Origin of the sequence: Mariniflexile maritimum (assembly GCF_009746565.1) — a bacterium.
GTDB lineage: Bacteria > Bacteroidota > Bacteroidia > Flavobacteriales > Flavobacteriaceae > Mariniflexile > Mariniflexile maritimum.
In genome coordinates, this window is sequence record NZ_WRPN01000004.1 from 148,416 (window position 1) to 173,311 (window position 24,896).

A 24,896-nucleotide genomic window follows, 5' to 3' on the forward strand; every position below is an offset into this window, starting at 1 on the left:
AAAACAATCAGCTTAACGACCTACGACTTTACGACGGACATCTATTTGTATGTTAGTTGTTTAGTTGTTAAGTCGTTTAGTTGTTAAGTCGAGGTAAACCAATCAGCTTAACGACCTACGACTTTACGACGGACATCTATTTGTATGTTAGTTGTTTAGTTGTTTAGTCGTTTAGTTGTTAAGTCGAGGTAAACCAATCAGCTTAACGACCTACGACTTAACAACCTACGACTTTACAACAAACTAAAAGTTGTGCCCTCTTTTCCGTCTTTCAACAAAATACCAGCTTCAGCCAATTCATCACGGATTTTATCAGACATGGCGAAATCTTTGTTCGCCCTAGCTTCTTGTCTTAATTTAATTAAAACATTCACAGCTCCCGATAATTTATCTTGTCCTGATTCTTTTTTGGTAACGTTTTCCAATCCTAAAACATCGAACAAAAACGCGTGTAAGGTGGTTTTTAAAAGAGCCGCATCTTCTTTGGTTAAGGTTTCAGAACCTTCTTTAACTTGGTTGATGTATTTGGCCGCTTCAAATAAATTTGCAATTAAAATAGGGGAATTAAAATCGTCGTTCATGGCATCGTAACATTTCTGTTTCCATGTGTTTATATCAACAGACGACGTCTCCGATGCTTTCAAACCATCCAATAAGTTGATGGCATCCATGAGCCTAAAGAAGCCTTTTTCACTAGCAATTAGGCCATCATCTGTTAAATCGAGAACACTTCGGTAATGGGCTTGTGCCATAAAAAACCGAATAACGCTTGGCGCAAACGCTTTACTGAAAAATTTGTTGTTACCAGATAGCAACTCATCGGGATTTACCGTGTTTCCGGTAGATTTGGACATGCGTTGTCCGTTCAATTCCAACATGTTGGCGTGCATCCAATAATTTACGGGCGATTGGCCTTTGGCGGCTTCATTTTGTGCAATTTCACATTCGTGGTGCGGAAATTTTAAATCCATACCACCACCGTGAATGTCAAATTGATCGCCCAAATATTTGGTGCTCATGGCGGTACACTCTAAGTGCCAACCAGGAAACCCATCGCCCCAAGGCGATGGCCAACGCATAATGTGTTGGGGTTCGGCTTTTTTCCAAAGGGCAAAATCTTGCGGGTTTTTCTTGTCGCCTTGTCCGTCCAACTCACGGGTGTTATGGATTAAATCTTCCAATTTACGCTTGCTTAAAATGCCGTAATCGTGGGTTTCGTTAAATTTATGGACATCAAAATACACCGAGCCGTTTACTTGGTAAGCAAATCCGTTGTTTAAAATGTCTTTAATAAGTTCAATTTGTTCAATAATATGGCCCGTAGCGGTTGGTTCGATGCTAGGTGGTAAAAAGTTGAACGTGTTTAGTATATTATGAAAATCTACGGTATAGCGTTGCACGATTTCCATGGGTTCAATTTGTTCCAATCGTGCTTTTTTGGTTATTTTATCTTCGCCTGCATCGGCATCATTTTCCAAATGGCCTGCATCGGTAATATTCCTCACATAGCGCACTTTGTAGCCTACATGTTTTAGGTAACGAAAAATCATATCAAACGACATAAACGTTCTCACATTGCCTAAATGCACATTGCTGTAAACGGTTGGTCCACAAACATACATGCCCACATAACCTTCGTTAATTGGTTTGAATGTTTCTTTGGTGCCGGAAAGCGAATTGTATATTTTTATGGGTTGGTGTTTAAATAACTGCATGTTAAATGGTGCGTTTTTTGTTGTTGAGTTGTTAAGTCGTTTGTTGTTGAGTTGTATGTTGTTAAGTCGTTGGTTGTTAGGTTTTTGATGCTATGATTTGAGAAAATGATTTCGTAAAGCGTTAATTTTGTTTGATATAGATTCAATATCAAATCTAATGATTTTATAGTTTTCTTCTGAAATAAATTCAAGTTCTTTTGCAATAATAGCTTGGTTTAAATGCTCTAGGGCAGAACTATAAGATAAAGTCATAAAGTGTGCTTTATCTTTATTGGTTAGTCTAGCTGTACCTTCAGCAACATTTGATGAAATAGAAACAGAGCATCGACGCATCTGGGAAATTAACCCAAATTTTTCATTATCAGGAAATGTTTGAGTGATTTTGTAAATATCTACACTAAGTTTTATAGCTTCTTTCCAAACATCTAACTTTTCAAATGAATATGCATGCATGGTTGTATGTTGTTGATTTGTATGTTTTTAAGTCGTGTGTTGTTGAGTTGTAAAGTTGATAATGTGTTTCGACTTAACAGCTCACGACTAAACAACTTAATTTCCAAACACCTATATCATAATTTGGTTGTTGAGTTGTAAAGTTGATGATGTGTTTCGACTTAACAGCTCACGACTAAACAACTCGCCAAATTCAGAACTTAGTATCTAGTTTGATATAATCTAAAAATTCCCTTCTAGTAGATTCTTCTTTGAATTTCCCCCCAAATTCTGAGGTTACGGTGCTGCTTTCAATATCGCGGATGCCTCTGGAATTTACGCATAAATGTTTCGCATCTATAACGCATGCCACATCTTGGGTGTTGAGCGCCTGCTGCAATTCTCTAACAATTTGGATGGTTAAACGCTCTTGAACTTGTGGGCGTTTTGCAAAATAATCGACAATACGGTTCATTTTTGATAAACCAATCACCGAGCCGTTTGAAATGTATGCCACATGGGCTTTTCCCACAATGGGCAGTAAATGGTGCTCGCAGGTTGAGTAAACCGTAATGTTTTTTTCAACCAGCATTTCGCCATATTTATATTTGTTCTCAAAAGTAGAAGCGCTTGGTTTTCTTTTAGGGTCGAGACCGCTAAAAATTTCCTTAACAAACATTTTCGCCACACGGTTTGGGGTGCCTCTTAAACTATCATCGGTTAAATCGAGCCCTAAGGTTTCCATAATATGGCGCACATCATCCTTGATAATGTCCATTTTTTCTTCTACGGAAAGCTTAAAGGCATCATTTCTTAATGGGGTGTCTGAAGAGGTGCCTATGTGGTCGTCTCCTAAAGAATCGAATTCTTCTATGTTATTTTCAATTTTCATCTGTCAATTAAGTCGCGATTTTAGGCTGCAAAGATACGTTTTTGATTTACGTTTTACGCTTTTTTGATTTATGAATTGTATTTTTTTGATTTATAAAACTAAGTGTAACGTATTTGGATAAAAGTTTTCTATAAAACAAAAGCCTGAACGTGAAGGTTCAAGCTTTTTGTGTTATTAAAGATAGGCTGTTTAAATATTGAAACTTAATGAAAGCGTTACATTTGAATTTGTTTTGTCTATAATGGCAGCATCGGTTAAACCCACGTTGTATAGTGGTGTTTCGTTGGTGCGGTTAAATTGGTCGAAGGTTACATCTAGTTTGGTGTTTCCAAAGTTATAGCCTATGCCTAACGAGTATCCGTTCAAATCGCCAACGGTTACACCATTTTTATAAGGGCTTTCCTCAAAACGGTAACCGCCCCTAAAGCTAAACTGTTTTACTTTGTACTCGCCACCAAGCCGGTAAGTCGAGGCTGCAGTAAGCGTATTGCCAATAATGTCGTTTTGGTCGGCAAAAAAGGCATCCGTGGTAGGTTTGAATTTGGTTTTGCTGTAATCTTTTCTGGAATAATCGAAACTCAATAAGCCTTGTGTTCCAAATATATAAGCTAAACTACCTGTTATTTTTGATGGCGTTTGCAGTTTGTAATCGGGATATACATTTACCGTTTGCGGATTGATAACTTGTGTAGCATTGGAGCCGCCATCATCTCTTACGGTTGATAAATATTGTGAGGTTTCTTCTTTTATTGTGTACCATGTAGGGGAATCGAAAGCAACACCCAGCCTAAACTCTGGACTCAACTTTAAGATGCCTCCTAATTGAAATGAAAATCCGCTGCCCGTTGTAGAAAGTATGTTTTCAAACTCGATGCTTTTCACTATGGAACCTGCATTGTTATTATTTTCAAATAAAAGGGTAGAGCGGTCGTAATTAATAAAGTGGGAATTCAAGTTCATGCCCAAATACAAATTATCTTCGTATTGTGTGGCCAAGTTGAATGCTATTTTTCCGTTGTAACCTGTGGAAGCATACGAATAATTATGGTTAAACGTACCATCGGCTAAATTTGAAAAATAAGTAGTATTGGCATCATTGTTAATGTCGTCTGCTTCAACTATAAATGATTCAAAGCCCAAAAATGCTTGTTGGTTTGCAAATCCGTAAACATTTCCTATATCTTGATAGGCATCTGCTAACGATTCACCCGGTAAGGCCGAAATTTGATCCAATCTTTTGCCATCAGCGTAATTTAGAAAATAAAGGTCGATGGATTGATTGTTGGTATTAACGCCTCTTGCATTCCAATTATCATCATAATTATTGGTTCTGTCGTAAGCAACTCCCACCGAAAATTTCCGCCAAGGCGAATCGTTTCTGCTGGCAAATACAAAAGAGGCGCCTCCTTGGTTAACGTCAAAATTTGAATCGCTACTAGAGGCAAAACCGTTAAAATATTGGGTGTCATTAGAGGTGGCTACGTTCGATAATGTAAACGATGCATGGCTTTGGCTAAACACCGCCGAACTTGCAGGATTAATATTAACGGCACTCATATCGCCTCCCAGTGCACCAAAGGCGCCACTTAAGGCCCTAAAACGCGCGGTACCTTGAATTTCATCTTGCGAATAGCGCAAAGCATCCGTTATGTCTTGTGCTTGCACGGCAAAGGTAGCGAGGGCGCTTATAATTAGTAGGTTTATCTTTTTCATAGGTAAATAAAATTTGTTTTTAAAAAATTATTTGCAATTCGCGTGTGTTTATTGGTGCTTTCCATTGGGTTTAAATGCCACCTCGTTGGCACGGTCATGCGTTTTTCATATTTTTTATCCGCGTCTGCCACCGCCACTTGAAGAACCAGAACTTCTGCTGCTTCCAGAACTGGAACCGCTACTTGACGAACTTGAACTTCTACTTGGGGTATAGGTAGAGTTGCTTGATGAAGACGACGATCTTGAATAGTTGCCGGAGTTGCTATCGCTGCTTCTTGAGGGCGTATAGGTGCTTCCTGAACTTCTTCGTACGGTTGAAGAAGAACGTGTGGTAGAATTCGTTGATGGCGTTACACTGGTGGTTGTTCTTCGTGGTGTATTGCTATAAACAGAGGTGCCGTTGGCGTTATTGTCTCTTGAAACACTTGAATTATATTGTCGCGCATTGTACGTGGGCGATGTTGTGCCAACACTGCTTCTTCTTGAAGCATTGTATTTGGATATATTTTCGCTACTTACCGTATTGCCACGTCTGGAAGTGCTGTAATTGTTAGCGCTTAAACTGTTGCTGCCATAATTACTGCCTCTTCGGCTAGCGCTGTAAGACACATTTTGCCTATTATAATAGCCATTGTTGCCATAATACCAATTATTATGGCCATAATAACCGTGGTATCCGTAAGGATTACCATAATACCCATAGCCCCAAGGGCTGTAAAACGACCAACTATTGTAAATGCCACCATAAAAAGGCGCATTCCAAAAAGGATCATAACCCCAATCGTTCCAGCCATAACCATAGCCCCATCGGTTATAATAAGGGCGGCTCCACCAATAATTGTTAAAGCCGAAACCAAAACCAGAATGAATGTTTATGGTTACATTGCTATTATCTTGTCCCCAACCCCCATAACCTTGGTAATCGTTGGCCTGGGCATCGTTTTCATTATAATTGTCGCTTTCATAAGCATCGATATCTGTAAAAATATCGTTATTCGACATCATATATTCCGATTCCAATGCTTTATTCTTGAAGTAATTTTTATAATAATTGTTGCTCGCTGCATTATTGGGTGCATCCACAACAGCGTCTTCATACTGAACGGTTCGTGGTGCATCGCTATAAATACCATCGGTTTCCACGCCAACATATTGATAAGAACCACATGAGTACAAGCCAAGTACCAAGCTAAAAATAGCTAAGTATGGCAATTTTTCAGTTAAGTAGGTTTTTAGTTGCATATCTCTTGTTTTTTATTGTTGAACATAACAAAAATAGTTAGTTTTGCTGAACTATTTTTATATTTAACATAGTCGCAATATTTGTGCCAAAACATACAGATGAGTAAAAAACTTACTAATAGAGCAGAAGATTATTCCAAATGGTATAATGAACTGGTAGTGAAAGCAGACCTTGCAGAGAATTCGGCAGTAAGGGGTTGCATGGTAATTAAACCCTATGGCTATGCCATTTGGGAAAAAATGCAGGCAGAATTAGATAGCATGTTTAAGGAAACAGGACATCAAAACGCCTATTTTCCTTTATTTGTGCCCAAAAGTTTATTTGAAGCTGAAGAAAAAAATGCCGAAGGATTTGCCAAAGAGTGCGCTATTGTAACCCATTATCGCTTACAAACAGATCCTGACCGCCCCGGGAAGTTGCGTGTTGATCCAGATGCCAAATTGGAGGAAGAATTGATAGTACGCCCAACCAGCGAAGCGATTATTTGGAATACATATAGAAACTGGATACAATCGTACCGCGATTTACCAATTTTAATCAACCAATGGGCCAATGTGGTGCGTTGGGAAATGCGTACCCGATTGTTTTTGCGTACCGCCGAGTTTTTATGGCAAGAAGGCCATACAGCCCACGAAACCAAAGCCGAAGCCATTGCCGAAGCCAAATTAATGAACAACGTGTATGCTACCTTTGCGGAAAAATTTATGGCAATACCTGTTATTCAAGGTGTTAAAACGGAAAGCGAGCGTTTTGCAGGTGCCGAGGAAACGTTTTGCATTGAAGCCTTAATGCAAGACGGAAAGGCACTGCAAGCAGGAACCTCGCATTTTCTTGGGCAGAATTTTGCCAAAGCGTTCGATGTGAAATTTGCCAATAAAGAAGGAAAACAAGACTATGTTTGGGCAACATCCTGGGGTGTTTCTACCCGTTTGATGGGGGCCTTAATTATGACACATTCCGATGATAATGGCTTGGTATTGCCACCTAGTTTGGCTCCAAACCAAGTAGTAATTGTACCTATTTACAAAGGTGAGGACGAATTAAACGCTGTTACCAAAGTGGCCCATACCATTTTAAGCGATTTAAGAGCCAACGGAATATCGGTTAAGTTTGATGATAGAGACACACTGCGTCCTGGAGCCAAATTTGCGCATTACGAATTGCAAGGCGTGCCCTTGCGCATAGCAATTGGCCCCAAAGATCTAGAAAATGTTACGGTAGAATTGGCCAGACGCGACACACTAACAAAACAAATAGTCGCTATGGACAGTTTAACAGAAACCATTCGGCATTTATTAAAGGAAATTCAAGAATCCTTGTTTAAAAAAGCGTTGGATTTTAGGGATAGCCACATCACCGAGGTACATACGTTTGAAGAATTTAAACATGTTTTAGAAACAAAAACCGGCTTTATTTCAGCCCATTGGGACGGTACTATGGAAACGGAGGCAAAAATTAAAGAACTTACAAAAGCAACAATTAGGTGTATTCCATTGGAAATGAAGGCAGAAGAAGGCGTTTGTGTCTATTCGGGAAAACCCTCAAAAAACAGGGTATTGTTTGCCAAAGCATATTAAAATATTTTTTTCAAAAAAGTCTATTTAGCTCTTGCGACATTTAAAAATAGTTGTATTTTTGCATCCGCATTGGAAACGTTGCAAGTTTTTTGAAAAAAGTGAAGCAAGTATGTAAATTTAAGTTGCAGTTTTAAAAATTAAATTTATCTTTGCGCACTCAAAACCAATGGCCCGTTCGTCTATCGGTTAGGACGCCAGGTTTTCATCCTGGTAAGAGGGGTTCGATTCCCCTACGGGCTACAATTTTTAAAAAAATAAAAGTACAAAATGGCAAATCATAAGTCAGCATTAAAGAGAATTAGAAGTAACGAGGCTAAGCGTTTGGTTAACAGATACCAACACAAAACAACCCGTAATGCTATCAAGAAATTACGTGAGTTAACTGATAAGAAAGAAGCTGAGACCTTATTTCCTTCTGTTGTTTCCATGTTGGATAGATTGGCGAAGAAAAATGTTATTCATGCAAACAAGGCAGCTAACCTTAAATCTGGTTTGGCTAAACATATTGCAGCATTGTAAAAATACTATTCTTATAAAATATATGAAAGCCTCTCATTTTTTGGGAGGCTTTTTTTTATATGATGTTGGGCAAGCGTATTCATTTAGATTAAATTTAAAACCCTCAACATACATTTGTTTGTTGAGGGTTTTTAGCATTACAGTTTTTAACCAACCTTTGGCTAATCATGTTTAATGCGCTCTGCGTTGTTGGCAAGTTCCCAGGCGGTACAAAATATTAATCGGGCGCGAGTTTCCAGATATTCGTAGTTTATTTTGTCAGGTGTGTCGGTTGGTCTGTGGTAATCGTCGTGGGTGCCATTAAAGTAAAAAATAACAGGAATGTTGTTTTTGGCAAAATTATAATGGTCCGACCGGTAATAAAAGCGGTTGGGGTCGTTATCGTCATTATAGGTATAATCAAACTCCATGTTAAAATATTTTGTGTTAACGGCTTCAGAAATAGCGTGCAATTCTTTGCTAAGTTTATCCGAGCCTATTAAATACAAATAATTTCCTTTGCCTTCGTGTTTTGCGTCAACGCGCCCTATCATATCAATATTCAAATTGGCAACGGTATTTTTTAAAGGAAAAACAGGGTCAACATCGGTATAATACCGCGACCCATAAAGGCCTATTTCTTCTCCAGTTACATGTAAAAACAGAATGCTCCGTTTCGGGCCTTGCCCTTTATCGGCTGCGGCTTTAAAGGCTTTTGCTATTTCTAAAATGGCAACCGTTCCTGAACCATCATCATCGGCACCGTTATTTATTTCACCGGTTTTGGAAATGCCAATATGATCGAGATGTGCTGAAATAATGATAACTTCATCGGGTTTTTCAGAGCCTTTTATGTAGGCCAAAACGTTTTCAGAAGCTTTGATGCCGTCTTTAAAAAAACTTGCGGGAATCTCTTGAAAATAGTCGCCATCTGCCATGGGCGATGGAATTTCTAAATTAACATAGTGGTTCTTAATAAATTCAACAGCTTTTTTTTGCCCTGGTTCGCCCGTTTTTCGGCCTTCAAACGCATCGGATGCATACGTGTAAAGGGCTTCTTTTAGGTTGGCCGCGGTAATAAGTGAAGCAAAATCTAAAGGATTTTTTTTTGAAGTGTTTTTAGGTTGTGATGTGCAGCTTACAACCGAGAGGAAAGAAGCGCAAAGAATGAGGATTGTTTTTTTCATTAAATAAGGCATTAATTATATTACGATATTACAAAAAAGGATTTTGTAAATCAACTTTTCGGCTATTTTAACAACTCGTTTTCAGTATCTAAAACAAGTTTGTGCTTTTGGTTGGCAATTTGCCATGCCGTAGCAAATATGAGCTTGCTTCGTTTTTCCAAGAGTTGGTAGTCAATTTTATCGGGGGTATCGGTAGGCTTGTGGTAATCGGGATGTTCGCCAGTAAAATAAAAAATAACGGGAATGTTATTGTTCGCAAAATTATAATGGTCCGATCGGGAATAAAAATCGTTTTTGTCATTTTCCGCATTATAGCGGTAGTCCAACTCCAAATTGGCATAGGCATTATTTACTTTTTCTGAAAGAAAGTGAAGCTCTTTACTCAACCGGTCGGATCCGAGCAGATAGATATAATTTTTGTTGTTTTTATGAATGGCATCCACACGGCCTATCATGTCCATATTTAGGTCGATTAAGGTGTTTTTTAAAGGAAAAACAGGGTGGAGGTTATAAAATTCAGACCCTCTTTTGCCAATTTCTTCCGCGGTTAAATGAAGAAAAAGAATGCTGCGTTTGGGCGGATAACCTTCTTTTTTTGCGATATTGAAGGCTTGGGCCATTTCCATTAAGGCCACCGTTCCGGAGCCATTATCATCGGCACCATAATTTATTTCGCCGTTAGCATTAATTCCAAGATGGTCGAAATGTGAGGATACAATAACAATTTCCTCTGGTTTTTCACTGCCTTTTATGTAGGCGATAACATTTTGTGTGGCTTTGGTGCCGTTTGAAAAAAAAGTTTCTGGAATATGCTGGTAGTAATTGGAAAGGCCATAAGGTGAGGCAATATTTTCATTTTGGTAGTAGGATTTTAAAAATTCGGCGGCCAGTTTACAGCCTTTTTCGCCCGTGCCGCGGCCTTCAAATTTTTTCGAGGCAATAGTGTATAAGTGTGTTTTTAATTCGTTGGCGGTAATGGTATTGGCATAATGTACCACCAAACTGCTATCTATTAATTGGATGCTGTTTTTTATATTTTCGATTCTGGTGGTGTATTTTGGTGTAGCGCAGGTGCCCACTAATGCGAATGCCGAGAGAATGCAAAAGGTTTTCATATATATTTTGCCGGTTTATAAAGTAAATTCCAACAATTAATTTTTAAATCGTAAAAAATTCAAAAGCGAATTACGTTATTTAATTTGTAAATATATAAAAAAAACGCTCGAAATTACTTACTGTTCAATGTTTACATCGGTATTTTCATTAGTATCTATGTCCAAATTTTCCAATTCATCGATGGCTTCCTCCTCAAATTGGGTTTCTTTGGCATCCAAAACTTCGGTATTTGCAACTTCGGTCTTGGTGAAATAAGCTTTATAAGTACTAATGGCCAAGGCTAAACTTGTAAGTATAAATGAAAATTGGATGATTTTTTTTACCTCGCCCGTTCTTTTTGAAAGGTAATACGCTGCCAACCCAAAAATAATGGCGATTACCGCAGGAAAAACAGCAAAATTTGAAATTGGTAAAACCGCAAAAATAATTGCTAACACCGAGGCTATTATGGCTAGAATGGTAAGTGCCTTTTTCATTTTTTTTAAACTTTAATTTTTTAGTCCGGAGGCCGATTTTATTTTCAACTCACCAGTGCCTACCGGTATTTTAAACTTGCCGTACACAATAATTTTGTTCTCATCGGCGGTAAGCCATAATAAATTATTGTTTTTTCCTTGTAAAACATTGGCTTCACTGGTGCCGATGGCCAATTTATAGCACTCTTTTTTGCCAATGGCCGTTGTAATGGTTTCTTTGCCCAAATAGGTAAATGAGCCTTTAATTTCTTCATTATCAAACAATATGGTAAATGTTTTTTGGGTGCCAACAGATATTTTCTTGAAATCCGTTAGCCGCATATAATACAGGGTTGATACAATATCTTTGGTACCGGTATGGATGGTCAAGGTTTTGTTTTCAATATAATCTTTCTTTTTTTTCATAACCGATTTTACCGTGTTATTGCTAAAAGTATATTTCATGTTTTTAAAATAGCTGCCTTCATTAACATCGCGGTTGTACAGGTAGGGGGTTAGCGTGTTTGGGTTTACATAACTCTCATACAAATCCCTGATTTTAAAGAAATTATCCCATTTGCTGTAAGTTACCGCAGTACATTTAAGTCTTAAAAGGGTCGATTTTGAGGTTTTTACCTCGTTGGTTTCCATGGTTACTTGTGCAATATCGGTAAGAATGCCCGACATATTATAAGAAGCCGTATAAGTGAGTTTTTCAGCTTTTGAAATGGCATTGTTCTGTGCCAACATACCAAGGCTAAATAGGATTGAAAGTATGAAAGGAAATGAAGTTCGCAACATATAACTATAAGATTATTTTGTATAACGCTTCTATTAGCATTTATTGTGCCGAAAGTACAACGCTTTGGTAAATTATGCTAATTTTTTTTATACCGTACAGAGCTTAAACGTTTAGCTGATAATTGTCATAGTTTGTTTTTAATGTAAAAGTTACATTTACTCGGCTGTACATGTAAAAGTTAGTGCGGAAGCCTATTGGGCCATTGGTTGCTTATTATAACGATTGTATTAAGGTAAAGTGTAAAATTTCAAACCCATGAAAAGGATATTATTACCAACAGATTTTTCCAAGAATTCTATCAATGCCATTGATTATGCCATGGAAATGTTTAAGGACGAACCATGCCATTTTTATGTGCTGAACGTTCAAAAAGCGTCATCATTTATTTCTGCCGATTTGATGGTGGTCAATTCATCTGCAACTATTTACACTACCATTGTGGATGCTGCAAAAAAATCTATTAACAACATCACGGCAAGAATTAAAAAGCAGTACCATAACGATAAGCATGAATTTGAATCGATAGTAGATTATGATAATTTTATCGATGCCATTAACGAAGTAACTACCAAATACCATATCGATTTAATTGTGATGGGCACCAAAGGCGCATCGGGTTTTGCCAAGGTGTTTTTTGGCAGTAACACCGTAAAGGTAATACAACGCTGCCATGTACCCGTATTGGCAATTCCGGAGAACTGCGTGTTTTCAAATTTAGATAAAATTGGCTTTACCACGAGTTTTGATTCTTTGTACAAAACCAAGGATTTACTGCCATTAACACAACTTTTAAACAAGTATAATAGCAAACTATATATTTTACATGCCGTGGGCGAAAATAATTTTGCCGAAGAAATGAACCGAAACATTGATTTTTTCAAATCAAATTTTAAAGAGTCAACGTTTCAATACTTGCATGTAGCCGATAAAGATGTTTACAAAACCATTTACCAATATTCAACCAAAAATGATATTAAAATGATTGCCTTGTGCGTATGCAAACATTCCTTTTTTGAAAGATTGTTTAATAGGCACACTTTTGAGGATATTGCCTTTAGTATCAACATACCGTTTTTGGTAATGAAAAATACGATGGTTTAATTGGTTTCTTCAGTAATGGAAAAATCGGCAAACAATACGGTTTCGTCCCGTAAGTCTTCCATTTTTTTCAGGCTTCTGTAAATGCCCCATTTCGGTCTTATAAAAGTGTTATCGGCCCTAATGGTCATAATATTGGGGTTGCTGTACGAAAGCAGTTCCTTGCCATTGCTTAATTTTTTTATGCTCATGGAATAGCTGCCTTGGGCGCCAACTTTTATGGTTTCGGTTGCTTCAACCCAGGTGTTTTCAAAATCGGCCAAATCGGCACTTGCCACTATGTTGGTGTTGTCGTGAACGAGGTTCAATTTGTTTACTTTTCCTTTTTTTGCCGAAAGTGTTATAATGGGCATGCCATCATCGCCACCAACAGCTTTTATTTGGTGCAGGTGTGTAAAACTGGTTGAAGGTTGAAATCCTTTAGGTAGTTTAAACTTCCATTGGTAGGTAACAATCTCACCGTTGCTGCCTTTTAAATGGTCGGGCGATGGCTCATAGGTCTTAATTTCCAAGCGTTGCCTATCTTCTTTCTGGCAGCGATCGTTATCGGGTATTACATGTATGGAAAAAGCAAAAACGTATTTGTTTAAATCGGCATCCATTACTTCGGTAATATGCCTACCAAAGGTGTCGTGGGCGCAGTCGGGCGTTTCAACGGCTTCTTTTCCGACAGCCAGCACGGTGTTTATCAATTCGTAGGTGTTTCCAGGGCCATCTGCCTGTAACAAGGTTTGTGCATTGCAAAAAAAGGCAGTTGTAAAAAATAGAGTGCCAAAAAGATAGGCGGCTTTGTTTAGTTTTTTCATAGGAATTGTTGACTTTATTTTTTCCAAATTTAAAAAAGTCTTGCGCACTAAAAATACAAAATCGGGTAGTGTATTGTCCTAAAAAGCTTTTAAGTTTTGGACAATTGTATATCCTAATTCGGATAATCAATCCATCGTTTCTGCCTAAATTTATTTTTTTAAAATTAATTGATTATTTTTTATGGATTGTTATGTTATAAATCGAACTATGGCTTGTTGGGGGCTTATTTTGTTGCCATTTATGAATGGTGAAGCCCAAAATTTACCGAAAATAATTGGCAACGCTAAAACGATGACGCAACATTATATGCCCGATTTCAGTTATGCAGGGTATCATAACGGGGAAGTGCCGCTCCCAAAAACAACCAAAAACATTATTTTGGCCACAGATTATGGCGTTGTGCCCAATGATGGTCTGGACGATTCCAAAGCCTTAAAAAAAGCGATGATGGCCGCAAATGAAGTAAATGGCGATGTTATTTTGCAATTGCCCGCAGGCCAACTGGTATTGAGCGACATCCTTTACATAGAACGCGGGCATTTTGTGCTAAGGGGCACAGGTGCAGGAGAAGGTGGTACCGAACTGTTTTATCCCCGACCCATGATGTACTTGGAGAATCCGGAATCTTTAACCGAACTTCGGGAGTATTTGCTGGAATTTGATAAACGCCAAATAGAAGAAGAGAACAACATCGATTTGCCGTTTTCACAATATGCTTGGTCTGGTGGCTATATCTGGACACAGGTTCCGGGTGAACGCGTAAAATCGTATCTGGGGAAATACGACACGCCGCCAATGGTTTTAGCCAAAGTTTCGCATGGAAATAGAGGTGAACATGTGCTACAGGTTTCCAATTTAAACGGATTGCAAGTAGGAGATGTTGTCGAGTTGCAATTGTTTAACAAAAATGGGGAACGTGGCGACATCATTAACGAATTATATAAAGGAACACCCGTAAAACCAGGTTCCCACCATTGGCAATTCCCAAACTTGCCATTAGTAAGGCAGCAAGTTGAAATTACGGCCATAACCAACAATAAAGTAACCATAAAAACGCCCCTAACCATTGGTATTAAACCAAGTTATGAGGCGCAATTAGTAGCGTGGAAGCATTTAAAGGAAGTGGGTATCGAACATTTAAGTATCCGTTTTCCCGATACTCCTCGTGTAGCGCACCACGTAGAACAAGGTTATAACGGTATTTTTTTAACTCGGGTTTTTAACAGTTGGGTGCAGGATGTGGTAATAAACAATGCTGAAAGTGGCATTTTAACCGAGGAAATTGCAAACGTAACCATTAAGGATATTGTAACCAAAGGCAACAATATGGCGCATTATACGGTAGCCATGGCTGCGGTACACCATGTGCTGGTCAACAATCTTAAAGTATATAACAATGTGGTGCATCCTTTAAGTTTTAATACATTTTCAACTAAAAATGTGTACCAAAACTGCGAAGTGTTCCTAAACCCTGTTTTAGACCAACATTCGGGAGCCAACCATCAAAATTTATTCGATAATATTACAGTGCATCTCAATCCTTTACAAGACCATAGTTATCCTTTGTTTGCGGGCGGAGGCGCACCTTATTGGAAACCTAGCCATGGTGCCTACAGCACGTTTTGGAACTTAAACGTACAGGTTGAAAGCAAATTGGATGTGCCAAAACCATTGAAGCTGGACGGTATGAACGATGGGCCTTATGCCCGTATAATAGGTGTGCACGGAAACGGAAATTATGAAGTGAACTATCAACCAAACGCTTACATTGAGCTTGTAAATACTTCCCTTGATAATATACCGTCATTATATGATTATCAGTTAAAAAAACGTTTGAATTACAAGATTAAAAAATAGAGGCTAAATGATTTATATCGAAAAAACACTTCAATTTTAAACCGTATAGTGTTTTATAAAGCCATGGAAGCATCTATTTTGCCTTTTTTTGGTTTATCTTTAACAAAGTCTAGAAGTAAACCACTATGCTTTTTAAATTTGTTATGTAACTAAAACGTGTAGTTGCATATTGAAATATTAGTTATATTTTTAATACCTAATTAAAAAAACTGTTTAAGCTCTTTTATGAACCGTACCGTATTTGTGTTTTTTTTGTTGGTCATCTTTTCGGCTTCTTTAAACGCTCAAGATACCGACTATAAATTCAGGAAGCTCTCAACAACAAATGGGCTGTCGCAAAGTACGGTAATAGCCATCCATCAGGATGCTTTGGGGCACATGTGGTTTGGTACGCGCGACGGTCTTAATAAATACGATGGCACTAACTTTACCATTTTCAAAAACAACCCTTCCGATTCGTTATCGATAAGCAATAACGATATCCTTGCTATTGAAGAAGACGCTTCCGGAAACATTTGGGTAGGTACCTACAACGGCTTAAATTGTTACAATCCAAAAACAAACACGTTCCAAAGTTTTTTCCATGCCAATAATTCGTATTCGTTAAATAACAACACGGTTTGGTGCATCAAAGAAATAAAGGATGAAATTTGGGTTGGTACGGCCAATGGACTTTCCATATTCAATAAAAAAACAAAAAAGTTTATATCTGTTTTTGCCAATAAGAACAACCCCGAAAGTTTGCCCGATAATTTTATACTTAAAATTTTAGAATCAAAATCGGGCGCTATCTGGATTGGCACCTCCAACGGTTTATGTAAGCTTACCAAACGGCATGGTAATCAATTCTCGTTTAAAAACTATACATTTTTTGATGAATCACACAAAAAGGCCCACAACCTATATGTTCAGGATATGTTGGAAGATGCTTCAAATACCATTTGGATAGCCACTAAAACCAGCGGTCTTTACACGTATCAACCCAAAACGGATGCCTTGGTTTCATATATAAACAAAAAAAACCACCCTGGTTTTGATACCGATATACGGGCCATAAGTATCGACAAAACAGGGCGTTTATGGTTGGGAACCTACAACGGCGTTTATGTTTTGAAAGACCCCAAAAAAACATTGTCAAATAAATCGCATACTATTATTGACGATAAAAACTTGAGCAAGATAAAATCTATTTATTCGGATAGAAAAGGCTCTGTTTGGGTGGGTACTTATTATAACGGGGTAAACCTTTGGGATGAAACCAACACCAATTTTACAAACCTAACCGATACCAAAAATGGCCTAAGCTTTAATGTTGTTGGTGCCATTGTGTCCAATAATAAAGACCAAATCTATTTTGGTACCGAAGGTGGCGGTGTTACGGTACTGAACAAAAAAACCAATACAACAAGTTACATCACCACCGATAACACTAAAGAATTGCCAACAGACAATATAAAAACACTTTTTTTGGCAGATGATACCGATTTATGGATAGGAACTTTCGCAAATGGGGTTTTAGTTTACAATTTGAAACAAAACAAGGTAAACACCAATAAATTAAGCAGTGCCTTGCATGATTTGTTGGATGAAAGCGGGGTTTACGTTATAAAAAAGGAAGATGATAGTATTTTTTGGATTGGAACTTTTGGTAAAGGCCTTGTTCGGTACAACCAAAACGCCAAAACCTTAAAAGTTTTCAAACACGAAGAAAGCAACCCAAATTCAATTTCAAATAATAGAATCCGTTCGCTTTTAATCGATAGTAAAAAACAGGTTTGGGTAGGTACGCAAAGCGGCTTGAGCCTCATTAACTTCAATGGAAATAGCGCGCGAATCAAACGTTTTTTCTTTGATGGCGAAATCCTCTCGGGCGATGATATTTTAACCATTTTCGAAGATAGTAAAAAGCGCATTTGGGTAGGCATAAAAGCCAAGGGGCTGTTTTTTTTAAATGGAAGCCAGTTTGAAAAAATAAAAATAAATAGTGGCATTTCTGAAATTACCTCGGTACATGCCATTATTGAAGACAAAACAGGAAATTTGTGGCTAAGTTCCAATTCGGGCATCGTAAACTATAGCCCCATCACTAAAAAAGCCATTTTATATAGTCAAACCGACGGACTTGTTAGCAATGAATTTAACGATAACTCCAGTTTAAAATTTAACGATAACCAATTTTATTTTGGTGGGCCTTCGGGCGTATCCTATTTCAACCCTTTTAATATCGATATCAATACCTATGCGCCACAAGTGCTTTTAACCGATTTCAAAATTAAAAACAACGCGGTTAAAGTGAATGCAGATGAAGGTATTTTAAACCAAACCATCACCTATACCCAAGCCCTCACATTAAGTTATGATAGGGCCAATTTCTCAATAGGATTTGCCATTCCAAACTTTATAAATTCAAGCAATAACCAATACAAATACAGGTTGGTAGGTTTAAACAACGAATGGACCACCACAAAAAACACCGAGGTATCATACACCATTCAAAATGCGGGCACTTACATATTTGAGGTAAAGGGCGCCAATAATGATGGGGTTTGGAACCCTGCCCCAACCACCTTGAAAATTGTCGTAAAACCCGCACCCTGGAAAAGTGCCTGGGCATTTGCCATTTACGCGCTGTTAATTGGTTTGGCACTTTATGGGCTGGTTTGGATCATGAAATCGAAGGCCAAATTAAAGCACGAGCTTGAAATGGAATATATAGAAGCCCAACGAACCAAAGAAATAAATGCGGCCAAATTGCAATTTTTTACCAACATTTCCCACGAGTTCAGAACACCGTTAACCCTTATTTTAGGCCCGTTGCAACAAATTCTTTCCAGTTATAACGGCAGCAATATCCTCTACAAAAAACTGTTGGTTATTGAAAGTAGCGCCAACCACCTTTTGCAGCTCATCAATAGGTTGATGGATTTTAGAAAACTAGAAGACAACCAATTTAACCTAGAAGCGGCCGAAGGCAATATTGTTAAGTTTTTAAGAGAGATATTTTTGTCGTTTACCGAGTTTGCCAAAGATGGCGGTTACACCTATACCTTCAACACAACTCACGAAGAAATATTGGTGTATTACGATCGCTATAAACTGGAACGGGTTTTTTATAATTTGATTTCCAACGCTTTCCGATATACACCAAAAGGAGGCACTATTGCATTGAATGTAAGTAAAACAGAGCATCAAATTTTTATGGAGGTGGAAGATACCGGCGTGGGTATTGACGAAGCTTATATGGATAAGATTTTCGATCGTTTTTTCGAGATTTCCATTCACAAACAATCCCAACAAAACTACAATAAAGGTACCGGCATCGGACTTTCCATAGCTAAAAACATTGTAAAACTGCACCACGGCGCCATACATGTTGAAAACAAAACCAACCAAGGGGTTATTTTTAAGGTAGCATTGCCATTGGGTAGCGCCCACCTTTCGGAAAAGGAAATATTAAAGGATTTTGTGCTTAGTGATGATGTTTCGCAATATGTGTCACAGCTTAGTAGTTACCCAGAAACCTTCGATGAGGGTTTAGACGATTTGGTTAAGGAAGAAAAACCCCATACCATACTGTTGGTTGAGGATAACAAGGTGTTGCGATCTTTTATGAAGGATTTATTAAAGAAAGAATATAACATTCTACAAGCTGAAAATGGCAAGGTGGCCATGAAGAAAGCCTTAAAACACCTGCCCGATTTAATTATTAGCGATGTTATTATGCCCGAAATGGTTGGTACCGAACTTTGTTCATTAATAAAAGGGAATTTAAAAACCAGTCACATTCCCGTTATATTGCTGACATCAAGAACCTCACTTATCTATAAATTTGAAGGTTTGGAAAGCGGTGCCGATGATTATATAAGCAAACCGTTCAATTTAAAGGAGTTTAAGCTAAGAATTAAAAACCTGCTAGAATCAAAAGACCGTTTGAAAACCAAATTCTCAAACGAAAACGCCATTGTTGCAAGTGAAATTGCAGTTTCCTCACTAGATGAGGTATTGTTAAAAAAAGCTTTTGAGATTGTAGAGGCAAACATCTCCAACGAACTTTTCGATATTCCCTATTTCTGTTCAGAGTTGGGCGTAAGCCGTTCCTTATTGTTCACTAAAATAAAGGCATGGACCAATTTCACGCCCAATGAATTCATCCATGAAATCCGTTTAAAGTGTGCTGCGCAGCTTTTGGAACAGCACAAAATAAACATTTCGCAAGTTAGTTATAAGGTAGGTTTTAAAAACCCCAAATACTTTAGCAAGTGTTTTCAAAAAAAATACGGCATCACGCCCACGCAATACGCCAATAAATTCTCAAACGACTAGCAAATATTCACGTTAAGTTGGGGCCGGTTGGATAATTGGACACCTCATTATGGATTTTTATCTGCTTCATTCCCTCTAAATTTGGAGTATGAAACTAAACAGATTCAAGATAAAATCCATTCAAATTTTCTTAATGACCTTTATTGTCATCCTAAGTTTGTATTTAATTTATCTGGGTCTATAAACCAATTTAAAACCCAATAATCCCGGTTATTAAAAAATCATATGATTAAGTTTAGTAGTAGTTATGTATTCATCGGGCTTGCGGTGCTTTTAAGCGCTTGTAAGCCCAATGATAAAACGAAAGGAACTGACACGGCTCGTGTCAGTTCCCTTTTAGAATTTCGATATGCCAAATTGTTGGAGTATCCTATTGATTCTGTGGGGTTTCCGCGAAGTATGTCTGTTAAAACGGGTGCCATAAATAAAGTGCCTTCAAAAGATTGGACAAGTGGCTTTTTTGCAGGAAACCTATGGCTTTTGTACCAACTTACAGGAAATGAGGCCTACAAGCAACGCGCCCAAAAATGGACGGCTTTTATTGAAAAGGAAAAATACAACGGTAAAACCCACGATATGGGCTTTAAGGTGTTTTGCAGTTTTGGGAAAGGTTTGGAAGTTGAGGGGAATCAGCATTATAAAGCGGTCATCCTACAAAGTGCCCAAACACTAAGTACCCGATTCAATGCAAAAGTAGGTGCTATAAGGTCGTGGGATTTCAATAGCGATATTTGGGAATTTCCCGTAATTATTGATAATATGCTTAATTTGGAACTGCTTTTTGAGGCTACCAAAATTTCTGGCGACAGCACTTATTACAACATGGCGGTAAAACATGCCAATACTACTTTAAAAAACCATTTTAGAAGCGACCATAGTACTTATCACGTCGTGGTTTACGACACTATTACCGGTCTCCCAAAAAGCAAAGTAACGCACCAAGGGTTTAACGACCAATCGTCGTGGGCACGGGGCCAATCATGGGCTATTTACGGTTACACCTTAATGTACCGTTACACAAAAGATAAAGCCTATTTAGCTCAAGCCGAAGCAACCGCAAATTTCTTTATCAACCATAAAAATTTGCCCGATGATGGTATTCCGTATTGGGATTTTAACGACCCAAAAATTCCAAACGCACCTAGGGATGCATCGGCTGCCACCGTTACGGCCTCTGCATTATTTGAACTCTATGGTTTTACCAAAAACAAAGCGTATTTAAACTATGCAAATAAGGTATTGGCTTCCTTGAATTCAGAAAAATATATACTGCCCGAAACCGTTCAAGGGCCGTTTATTTTAGACCATAGTACCGGCAATTGGCCAAAAAACGACGAGATTGATGAACCCATTGTGTATGCCGATTATTATTTCCTAGAAGCTACACTCCGCAAAAAAGCACTTTAATATTATGATGACTTCTTTCCTAAAAAAACAGTATGTTTTACTTGCCTCCTTGGTATTATTGTTTTTACAATCGGTTTCTGCATCCAATTTTCAAAATGAAAAAACACTGCGCACCAAAGTAAATATCAACGCTAACTGGATGTATGCTGAAACCAATGTGAATGCTGTTAACGATTTAAAAGGTTTTAATAACTGGACACAGATTAACCTGCCACATTCTTGGAACATTGAGGATGTAACAGATTCAGAGCCCGGGTATCGGCGAAGTGCCAGTTGGTACAAAAAAACCATACCAATGCAAACCGTTGATGAAAATAAAAATTATATACTGTATTTTGAAGCTGCCAATATTACTACAAATGTATATGTAAATGGGAAAGAAGCAGGTAAACATATAGGGGGTTATATTGGGTTTGAAATAGATATTACCAATTTTGTAAAAACAGGAACCAACGAAGTGTTGGTGCGTGTGGACAATAGTTTCAACCCAGAAGTAATCCCATCACAACAAAGCGATTTTTTCATCTATGGTGGTATAACCCGCGATGTATGGTTGCTCACCGTTCCTAAAAACCATATCGCTGCTTTTCAAATGTCAACACCTAGCGTGTCGCAAAAAGCAGCAACCTTAAAAATTAAAACGGCTGTTGCAAATCCAGATAATATTTCCGGATTGAAGTTAAGGGCAGATATTTTTAATCCTTCCGGGAAAAAAGTGGCTAGCAAAACCGTTTTAATAACCAATAACGACACGGAACTGAATTTTGAAACCATAAAAAATCCGGAATTATGGGATACCCAAACGCCCAATTTATACACTGCCAACATCTATTTAATCCATAACAAAGTTGAAGTTGATGTGGTTTCAGATAAAATTGGTTTTCGTTGGTTTGAATTTAAAGACCACGGCCCGTTTTACCTAAACGGCAAACGATTGCTTTTACGGGGTACGCATCGCCATGAAGAACAAGCTGGGGTAGGGCCAGCGATGAGCAATGCACAACACCGAAAAGATATGGAGGATATTAAGGAAATGGGTGCCAACTTTGTGCGTTTGGCGCATTATCCGCAGGATCCGGAAATTTACAGGGCCTGCGATGAGCTTGGTATTTTGGTTTGGGATGAATTGCCTTGGTGCCGTGGCGGCCTAGGGAATGAGGTGTGGAAAACCAACACCAAAAACCTGTTGAAGGAAATGATTTTACAGAATTACAACCACCCAAGCATCATCTTATGGTCGTTAGGGAATGAGTTGTATTGGTTGCCCGATTTTGAGGATGGTGGTAATACCGAAAAAATAAACGTGTTCCTCAAAGAATTGAACACTATGGCCCATGAACTGGATCCGGGAAGAAAAACCGCCATGCGCAAATACTATGAAGGTTCGGATATTGTTGATGTGTTTTCGCCCTCCATTTGGTCGGGTTGGTATTCGGGCAGCTATAAAAGCTATCAAAAAGCCCTCGATACTTACATAAAAGAATACAAGCATTTTTTGCATACCGAATACGGCGGATCGAGCCATATTGGGCGTCATTCAGAAAATCCTATAACTGGCGATGGACAGATTCAATCTGAAGGTTGGGAAGAAGCCATTGTGCAAACCAATGTGGCAAACATAGCCCAAATAGGCGATTGGAGCGAAAATTACATTGTCGATTTATTCGATTGGCACTTGCGTATTTCTGAAAGCGACCCCAATTTTGTTGGAAACGCACAGTGGGCCTACAAAGATTTCGCTACGCCTTTGCGTCCTGAAAACGATATTCCTTACATGAACCAAAAAGGACTTACCGACAGAAACGGAAAGCCTAAAGATGCCTATTATGTTTTTAAAAGTTACTGGAGCGATACCCCGTTTACCTATATAGAATCGCATACCTGGACAGAGCGTCAAGGCCCTGAAAATACGCCCAGAACCATAAGTGTTTATAGCAATTGCGAAAAAGTGGCATTCTATCACGATAACGTACTTTTGGGCGAAAAGAAAAAAGACATCACTAAATTTCCCGCAAGTGGCTTAACTTGGGATGTTAATTTTAAGGCTGGAAGCAACAAATTAGTCGCCATAGGTTTTGGAAAAGATGGTAAAAAAGTGTCCGATACCTTGGTTGTTAATTATAGATTTGAAAAAAACAATACGGCTTCAGCCCTAAACCTGTCCTACGAAAAATTAGAGAATGGTCATTATTTGGTTACCGCTACGGCAGTTGATGATAGCGGTTTACGTTGTTTGGATTATGAAAAGAAAGTTTATTTTCAATGTTTGGAAGGCGGAAAAACCTTAAAAAACCAAGGTACACCAACAGGAAGTGAAGTGATAGCCATGGCAAACGGTAAAGCAAGTATAGAAGTGATACCTGATGCTAACAGCAAAAAAATAACCATGATGGTGCTAAACCAAAGTTTTAAGGGTACTTATTTAACCATTGAAAAATAACAATCTTGGAAACCATAGTTTGCACATGTATTCTAAAAAAAATAAGGTAATCAGATGAAATTCGCCATTAGCCTATTTTTTTACATCGTTTTTCAGGGTTTCAGTGCAAACGCTCAAATTAGTTTTAACCTTGTTTCAATTGAAAAGGAACGTGTTTTAAACGATGCGCTTCACTATAAAAACGAAAAACCCATAACCATAACCCGTTTTTTGTGCGAAAGAAGCGCGGGAACTGCTCACGATTTTTACTCCGAAGGCGATTATTGGTGGCCCGATCCTGAAAATCCATCGGGGCCATACCTTCGGAAAGACGGATTAACCAATCCTGAAAATTTCACGAAGCATCGCGAGCTCATGGTACGTTTCAGCCAAATTTCAGGAGCCATGGCTTCGGCATATGTCATTACAAAAAACGAACGCTATGTAAAACAATTAATGCCCCATTTAAAGGCATGGTTTGTAAATCCTAAAACCAGAATGAACCAAAACCTGTTGTATGCCCAAGCCATAAAAGGGGTGGCAACGGGAAGGGGTATTGGTATTATAGACACCATTCATCTAATGGAAGTGGCTTTGGCTGTAAAAACCATTGAAACATCCAAATCGGTATCGCAAACCGATATCGCGGCCATTAAAAGTTGGTTCAGTAGTTATTTGGAATGGTTAACCACGCATCCTTTTGGTATTGCCGAACGGGATAACGGCAATAACCACAGCGTTTGTTGGGCTATGCAAGTCGCCGTTTTTGCAAAACTGGTCAACAACCAAGAGTTATTGGCGTATTGTAGCACGTTTTATAAAAACACTTTGTTGCCCAATCAAATGGCTGCCAATGGTTCGTTTCCGTTGGAACTGGCACGCACCAAACCCTATGGTTATTCCATATTCAATTTAGATGCTATGGCAACACTTTGCCAAATACTGTCATCAAAAGAAGAAAACATGTTTGCTTTTCAAACAAGTGATGGTAGAAGTCTCGCTTTGGGTTTGGCATTTTTGTTTCCATATTTGAAAAACAAAAACGAGTGGCCTTATCAAAAAGACGTGATGTATTGGGAAGATTGGCCAGTAAGGCAACCATCGCTTTTATTTGGCGGATTGGCCTTGGATAATAAAGCATATCTTGAAACATGGAAATCCTTAAATCCACAGTTAACCAAGCAGGAAATTATTAGGAATATGCCCGTACGGTATCCGTTATTGTGGATGGAATAAACAGTTGCTCTTTTTTTTTTTGAACGAGCAAAAACCGATAATGTAATCGAGGGTTGTTCGTAAAATTTCAATACACATAATTCAATCTCAAAAATGAGTTCTAATCCATAAGAGATAGC

Annotated in this window: 18 protein-coding genes and 1 tRNA gene; 9 read left to right on the plus strand and 10 right to left on the minus strand. The window is 38.3% G+C overall.

Features of this window, described 5'->3' with window-relative positions; genetic code table 11:
- Positions 1–233: 233 nt before the first annotated feature.
- The 5 genes from cysS to GQO80_RS07785 all read right to left on the minus strand — a co-directional run bounded on the left by cysS (position 234) and on the right by GQO80_RS07785 (position 5,994).
- The gene (gene cysS, locus GQO80_RS07765; protein WP_157207781.1) at positions 234–1,715 is read right to left on the minus strand and encodes a cysteine--tRNA ligase; all 1,482 of its coding nucleotides are present in this window, start codon (positions 1,713–1,715) and stop codon (positions 234–236) included.
- A gap of 90 nt (positions 1,716–1,805) precedes the next feature.
- Positions 1,806–2,168: a four helix bundle protein gene (locus GQO80_RS07770; protein ID WP_157207782.1), complete on the minus strand. Its 363-nt coding sequence runs from the start codon at positions 2,166–2,168 to the stop codon at positions 1,806–1,808.
- A gap of 193 nt (positions 2,169–2,361) precedes the next feature.
- Positions 2,362–3,039: a GTP cyclohydrolase I FolE gene (gene folE / locus GQO80_RS07775; protein ID WP_157207783.1), complete on the minus strand. Its 678-nt coding sequence runs from the start codon at positions 3,037–3,039 to the stop codon at positions 2,362–2,364.
- Positions 3,040–3,228: 189 nt separating this feature from the next.
- Positions 3,229–4,752, minus strand: coding sequence for an OmpP1/FadL family transporter (locus GQO80_RS07780; protein ID WP_157207784.1), 1,524 nt, complete (start codon positions 4,750–4,752; stop codon positions 3,229–3,231).
- Positions 4,753–4,866: 114 nt separating this feature from the next.
- Entirely contained in the window at positions 4,867–5,994 is a 1,128-nt protein-coding gene (locus tag GQO80_RS07785) for a hypothetical protein (RefSeq protein ID WP_157207785.1), read from the minus strand.
- A gap of 99 nt (positions 5,995–6,093) precedes the next feature.
- Between GQO80_RS07785 and proS the strand changes: the two genes are divergently transcribed.
- From proS to rpsT, 3 genes are all read left to right on the plus strand, one after another.
- Positions 6,094–7,572 (plus strand): proline--tRNA ligase, encoded by a 1,479-nt coding sequence (proS, locus tag GQO80_RS07790; protein WP_157207786.1) that lies wholly within the window; start codon positions 6,094–6,096, stop codon positions 7,570–7,572.
- Positions 7,573–7,740: 168 nt separating this feature from the next.
- Positions 7,741–7,812 (plus strand) — tRNA-Glu (locus GQO80_RS07795).
- 27 nt (positions 7,813–7,839) lie between these two features.
- Positions 7,840–8,091, plus strand: coding sequence for a 30S ribosomal protein S20 (rpsT, locus tag GQO80_RS07800; protein ID WP_157207787.1), 252 nt, complete (start codon positions 7,840–7,842; stop codon positions 8,089–8,091).
- Between the two features lie 161 nt (positions 8,092–8,252).
- On the opposite strand, the gene GQO80_RS07805 is transcribed toward rpsT, so the two are convergent.
- From GQO80_RS07805 to GQO80_RS07820, 4 genes are all read right to left on the minus strand, one after another.
- Entirely contained in the window at positions 8,253–9,257 is a 1,005-nt protein-coding gene (locus GQO80_RS07805; RefSeq protein ID WP_157207788.1) for a M28 family metallopeptidase, read from the minus strand.
- 62 nt (positions 9,258–9,319) lie between these two features.
- On the minus strand, positions 9,320–10,372 hold the full coding sequence (locus GQO80_RS07810) for a M28 family peptidase (RefSeq protein WP_157207789.1): 1,053 nt from the start codon (positions 10,370–10,372) through the stop codon (positions 9,320–9,322).
- Positions 10,373–10,489: 117 nt separating this feature from the next.
- The gene (locus GQO80_RS07815; RefSeq protein ID WP_157207790.1) at positions 10,490–10,849 is read right to left on the minus strand and encodes an FUSC family protein; all 360 of its coding nucleotides are present in this window, start codon (positions 10,847–10,849) and stop codon (positions 10,490–10,492) included.
- A 12-nt stretch (positions 10,850–10,861) separates the two neighbouring features.
- Complete coding sequence (locus GQO80_RS07820; RefSeq protein WP_157207791.1) at positions 10,862–11,629, minus strand: DUF3108 domain-containing protein; 768 nt, start codon at positions 11,627–11,629, stop codon at positions 10,862–10,864.
- Between the two features lie 256 nt (positions 11,630–11,885).
- Between GQO80_RS07820 and GQO80_RS07825 the strand changes: the two genes are divergently transcribed.
- Positions 11,886–12,731: a universal stress protein gene (locus GQO80_RS07825; RefSeq protein WP_157207792.1), complete on the plus strand. Its 846-nt coding sequence runs from the start codon at positions 11,886–11,888 to the stop codon at positions 12,729–12,731.
- Here the strand turns inward: GQO80_RS07825 and GQO80_RS07830 are convergent.
- The gene (locus GQO80_RS07830) at positions 12,728–13,534 is read right to left on the minus strand and encodes a heparin lyase I family protein (RefSeq protein WP_157207793.1); all 807 of its coding nucleotides are present in this window, start codon (positions 13,532–13,534) and stop codon (positions 12,728–12,730) included. The genes GQO80_RS07825 and GQO80_RS07830 overlap by 4 nt on opposite strands.
- A gap of 208 nt (positions 13,535–13,742) precedes the next feature.
- Here GQO80_RS07830 and GQO80_RS07835 point away from each other — a divergent pair, with 208 nt between their 5' ends.
- The 5 genes from GQO80_RS07835 (at position 13,743) to GQO80_RS07855 (ending at position 24,777) form a co-directional block, all read left to right on the plus strand.
- Positions 13,743–15,392 carry a right-handed parallel beta-helix repeat-containing protein gene (locus GQO80_RS07835; RefSeq protein WP_157207794.1) on the plus strand — a complete coding sequence of 550 codons (1,650 nt, stop codon included), beginning with the start codon at positions 13,743–13,745 and terminating at the stop codon, positions 15,390–15,392.
- Positions 15,393–15,617: 225 nt separating this feature from the next.
- Positions 15,618–19,715: a hybrid sensor histidine kinase/response regulator transcription factor gene (locus GQO80_RS07840; RefSeq protein WP_157207795.1), complete on the plus strand. Its 4,098-nt coding sequence runs from the start codon at positions 15,618–15,620 to the stop codon at positions 19,713–19,715.
- Between the two features lie 225 nt (positions 19,716–19,940).
- Entirely contained in the window at positions 19,941–21,122 is a 1,182-nt protein-coding gene (locus GQO80_RS07845) for a glycoside hydrolase family 88 protein (RefSeq protein WP_157207796.1), read from the plus strand.
- 4 nt (positions 21,123–21,126) lie between these two features.
- A complete protein-coding gene (locus GQO80_RS07850) occupies positions 21,127–23,562 on the plus strand; it encodes a glycoside hydrolase family 2 protein (protein ID WP_232333134.1) in 2,436 nt (811 codons plus the stop codon).
- Between the two features lie 54 nt (positions 23,563–23,616).
- Positions 23,617–24,777: an alginate lyase family protein gene (locus tag GQO80_RS07855; protein ID WP_157207797.1), complete on the plus strand. Its 1,161-nt coding sequence runs from the start codon at positions 23,617–23,619 to the stop codon at positions 24,775–24,777.
- Positions 24,778–24,896: the final 119 nt, after the last annotated feature.

What these genes read in the sequence shown, in the direction of transcription:
- cysS (WP_157207781.1), bottom strand. Translation starts at nt 1,715, where the DNA reads ATGCAGTTATTTAAACACCAACCCATAAAAATATACAATTCGCTTTCC.
- GQO80_RS07770 (WP_157207782.1), bottom strand. Translation starts at nt 2,168, where the DNA reads ATGCATGCATATTCATTTGAAAAGTTAGATGTTTGGAAAGAAGCTATA.
- folE (WP_157207783.1), bottom strand. Translation starts at nt 3,039, where the DNA reads ATGAAAATTGAAAATAACATAGAAGAATTCGATTCTTTAGGAGACGAC.
- GQO80_RS07780 (WP_157207784.1), bottom strand. Translation starts at nt 4,752, where the DNA reads ATGAAAAAGATAAACCTACTAATTATAAGCGCCCTCGCTACCTTTGCC.
- GQO80_RS07785 (WP_157207785.1), bottom strand. Translation starts at nt 5,994, where the DNA reads ATGCAACTAAAAACCTACTTAACTGAAAAATTGCCATACTTAGCTATT.
- proS (WP_157207786.1), top strand. Translation starts at nt 6,094, where the DNA reads ATGAGTAAAAAACTTACTAATAGAGCAGAAGATTATTCCAAATGGTAT.
- rpsT (WP_157207787.1), top strand. Translation starts at nt 7,840, where the DNA reads ATGGCAAATCATAAGTCAGCATTAAAGAGAATTAGAAGTAACGAGGCT.
- GQO80_RS07805 (WP_157207788.1), bottom strand. Translation starts at nt 9,257, where the DNA reads ATGAAAAAAACAATCCTCATTCTTTGCGCTTCTTTCCTCTCGGTTGTA.
- GQO80_RS07810 (WP_157207789.1), bottom strand. Translation starts at nt 10,372, where the DNA reads ATGAAAACCTTTTGCATTCTCTCGGCATTCGCATTAGTGGGCACCTGC.
- GQO80_RS07815 (WP_157207790.1), bottom strand. Translation starts at nt 10,849, where the DNA reads ATGAAAAAGGCACTTACCATTCTAGCCATAATAGCCTCGGTGTTAGCA.
- GQO80_RS07820 (WP_157207791.1), bottom strand. Translation starts at nt 11,629, where the DNA reads ATGTTGCGAACTTCATTTCCTTTCATACTTTCAATCCTATTTAGCCTT.
- GQO80_RS07825 (WP_157207792.1), top strand. Translation starts at nt 11,886, where the DNA reads ATGAAAAGGATATTATTACCAACAGATTTTTCCAAGAATTCTATCAAT.
- GQO80_RS07830 (WP_157207793.1), bottom strand. Translation starts at nt 13,534, where the DNA reads ATGAAAAAACTAAACAAAGCCGCCTATCTTTTTGGCACTCTATTTTTT.
- GQO80_RS07835 (WP_157207794.1), top strand. Translation starts at nt 13,743, where the DNA reads ATGGCTTGTTGGGGGCTTATTTTGTTGCCATTTATGAATGGTGAAGCC.
- GQO80_RS07840 (WP_157207795.1), top strand. Translation starts at nt 15,618, where the DNA reads ATGAACCGTACCGTATTTGTGTTTTTTTTGTTGGTCATCTTTTCGGCT.
- GQO80_RS07845 (WP_157207796.1), top strand. Translation starts at nt 19,941, where the DNA reads ATGATTAAGTTTAGTAGTAGTTATGTATTCATCGGGCTTGCGGTGCTT.
- GQO80_RS07850 (WP_232333134.1), top strand. Translation starts at nt 21,127, where the DNA reads ATGATGACTTCTTTCCTAAAAAAACAGTATGTTTTACTTGCCTCCTTG.
- GQO80_RS07855 (WP_157207797.1), top strand. Translation starts at nt 23,617, where the DNA reads ATGAAATTCGCCATTAGCCTATTTTTTTACATCGTTTTTCAGGGTTTC.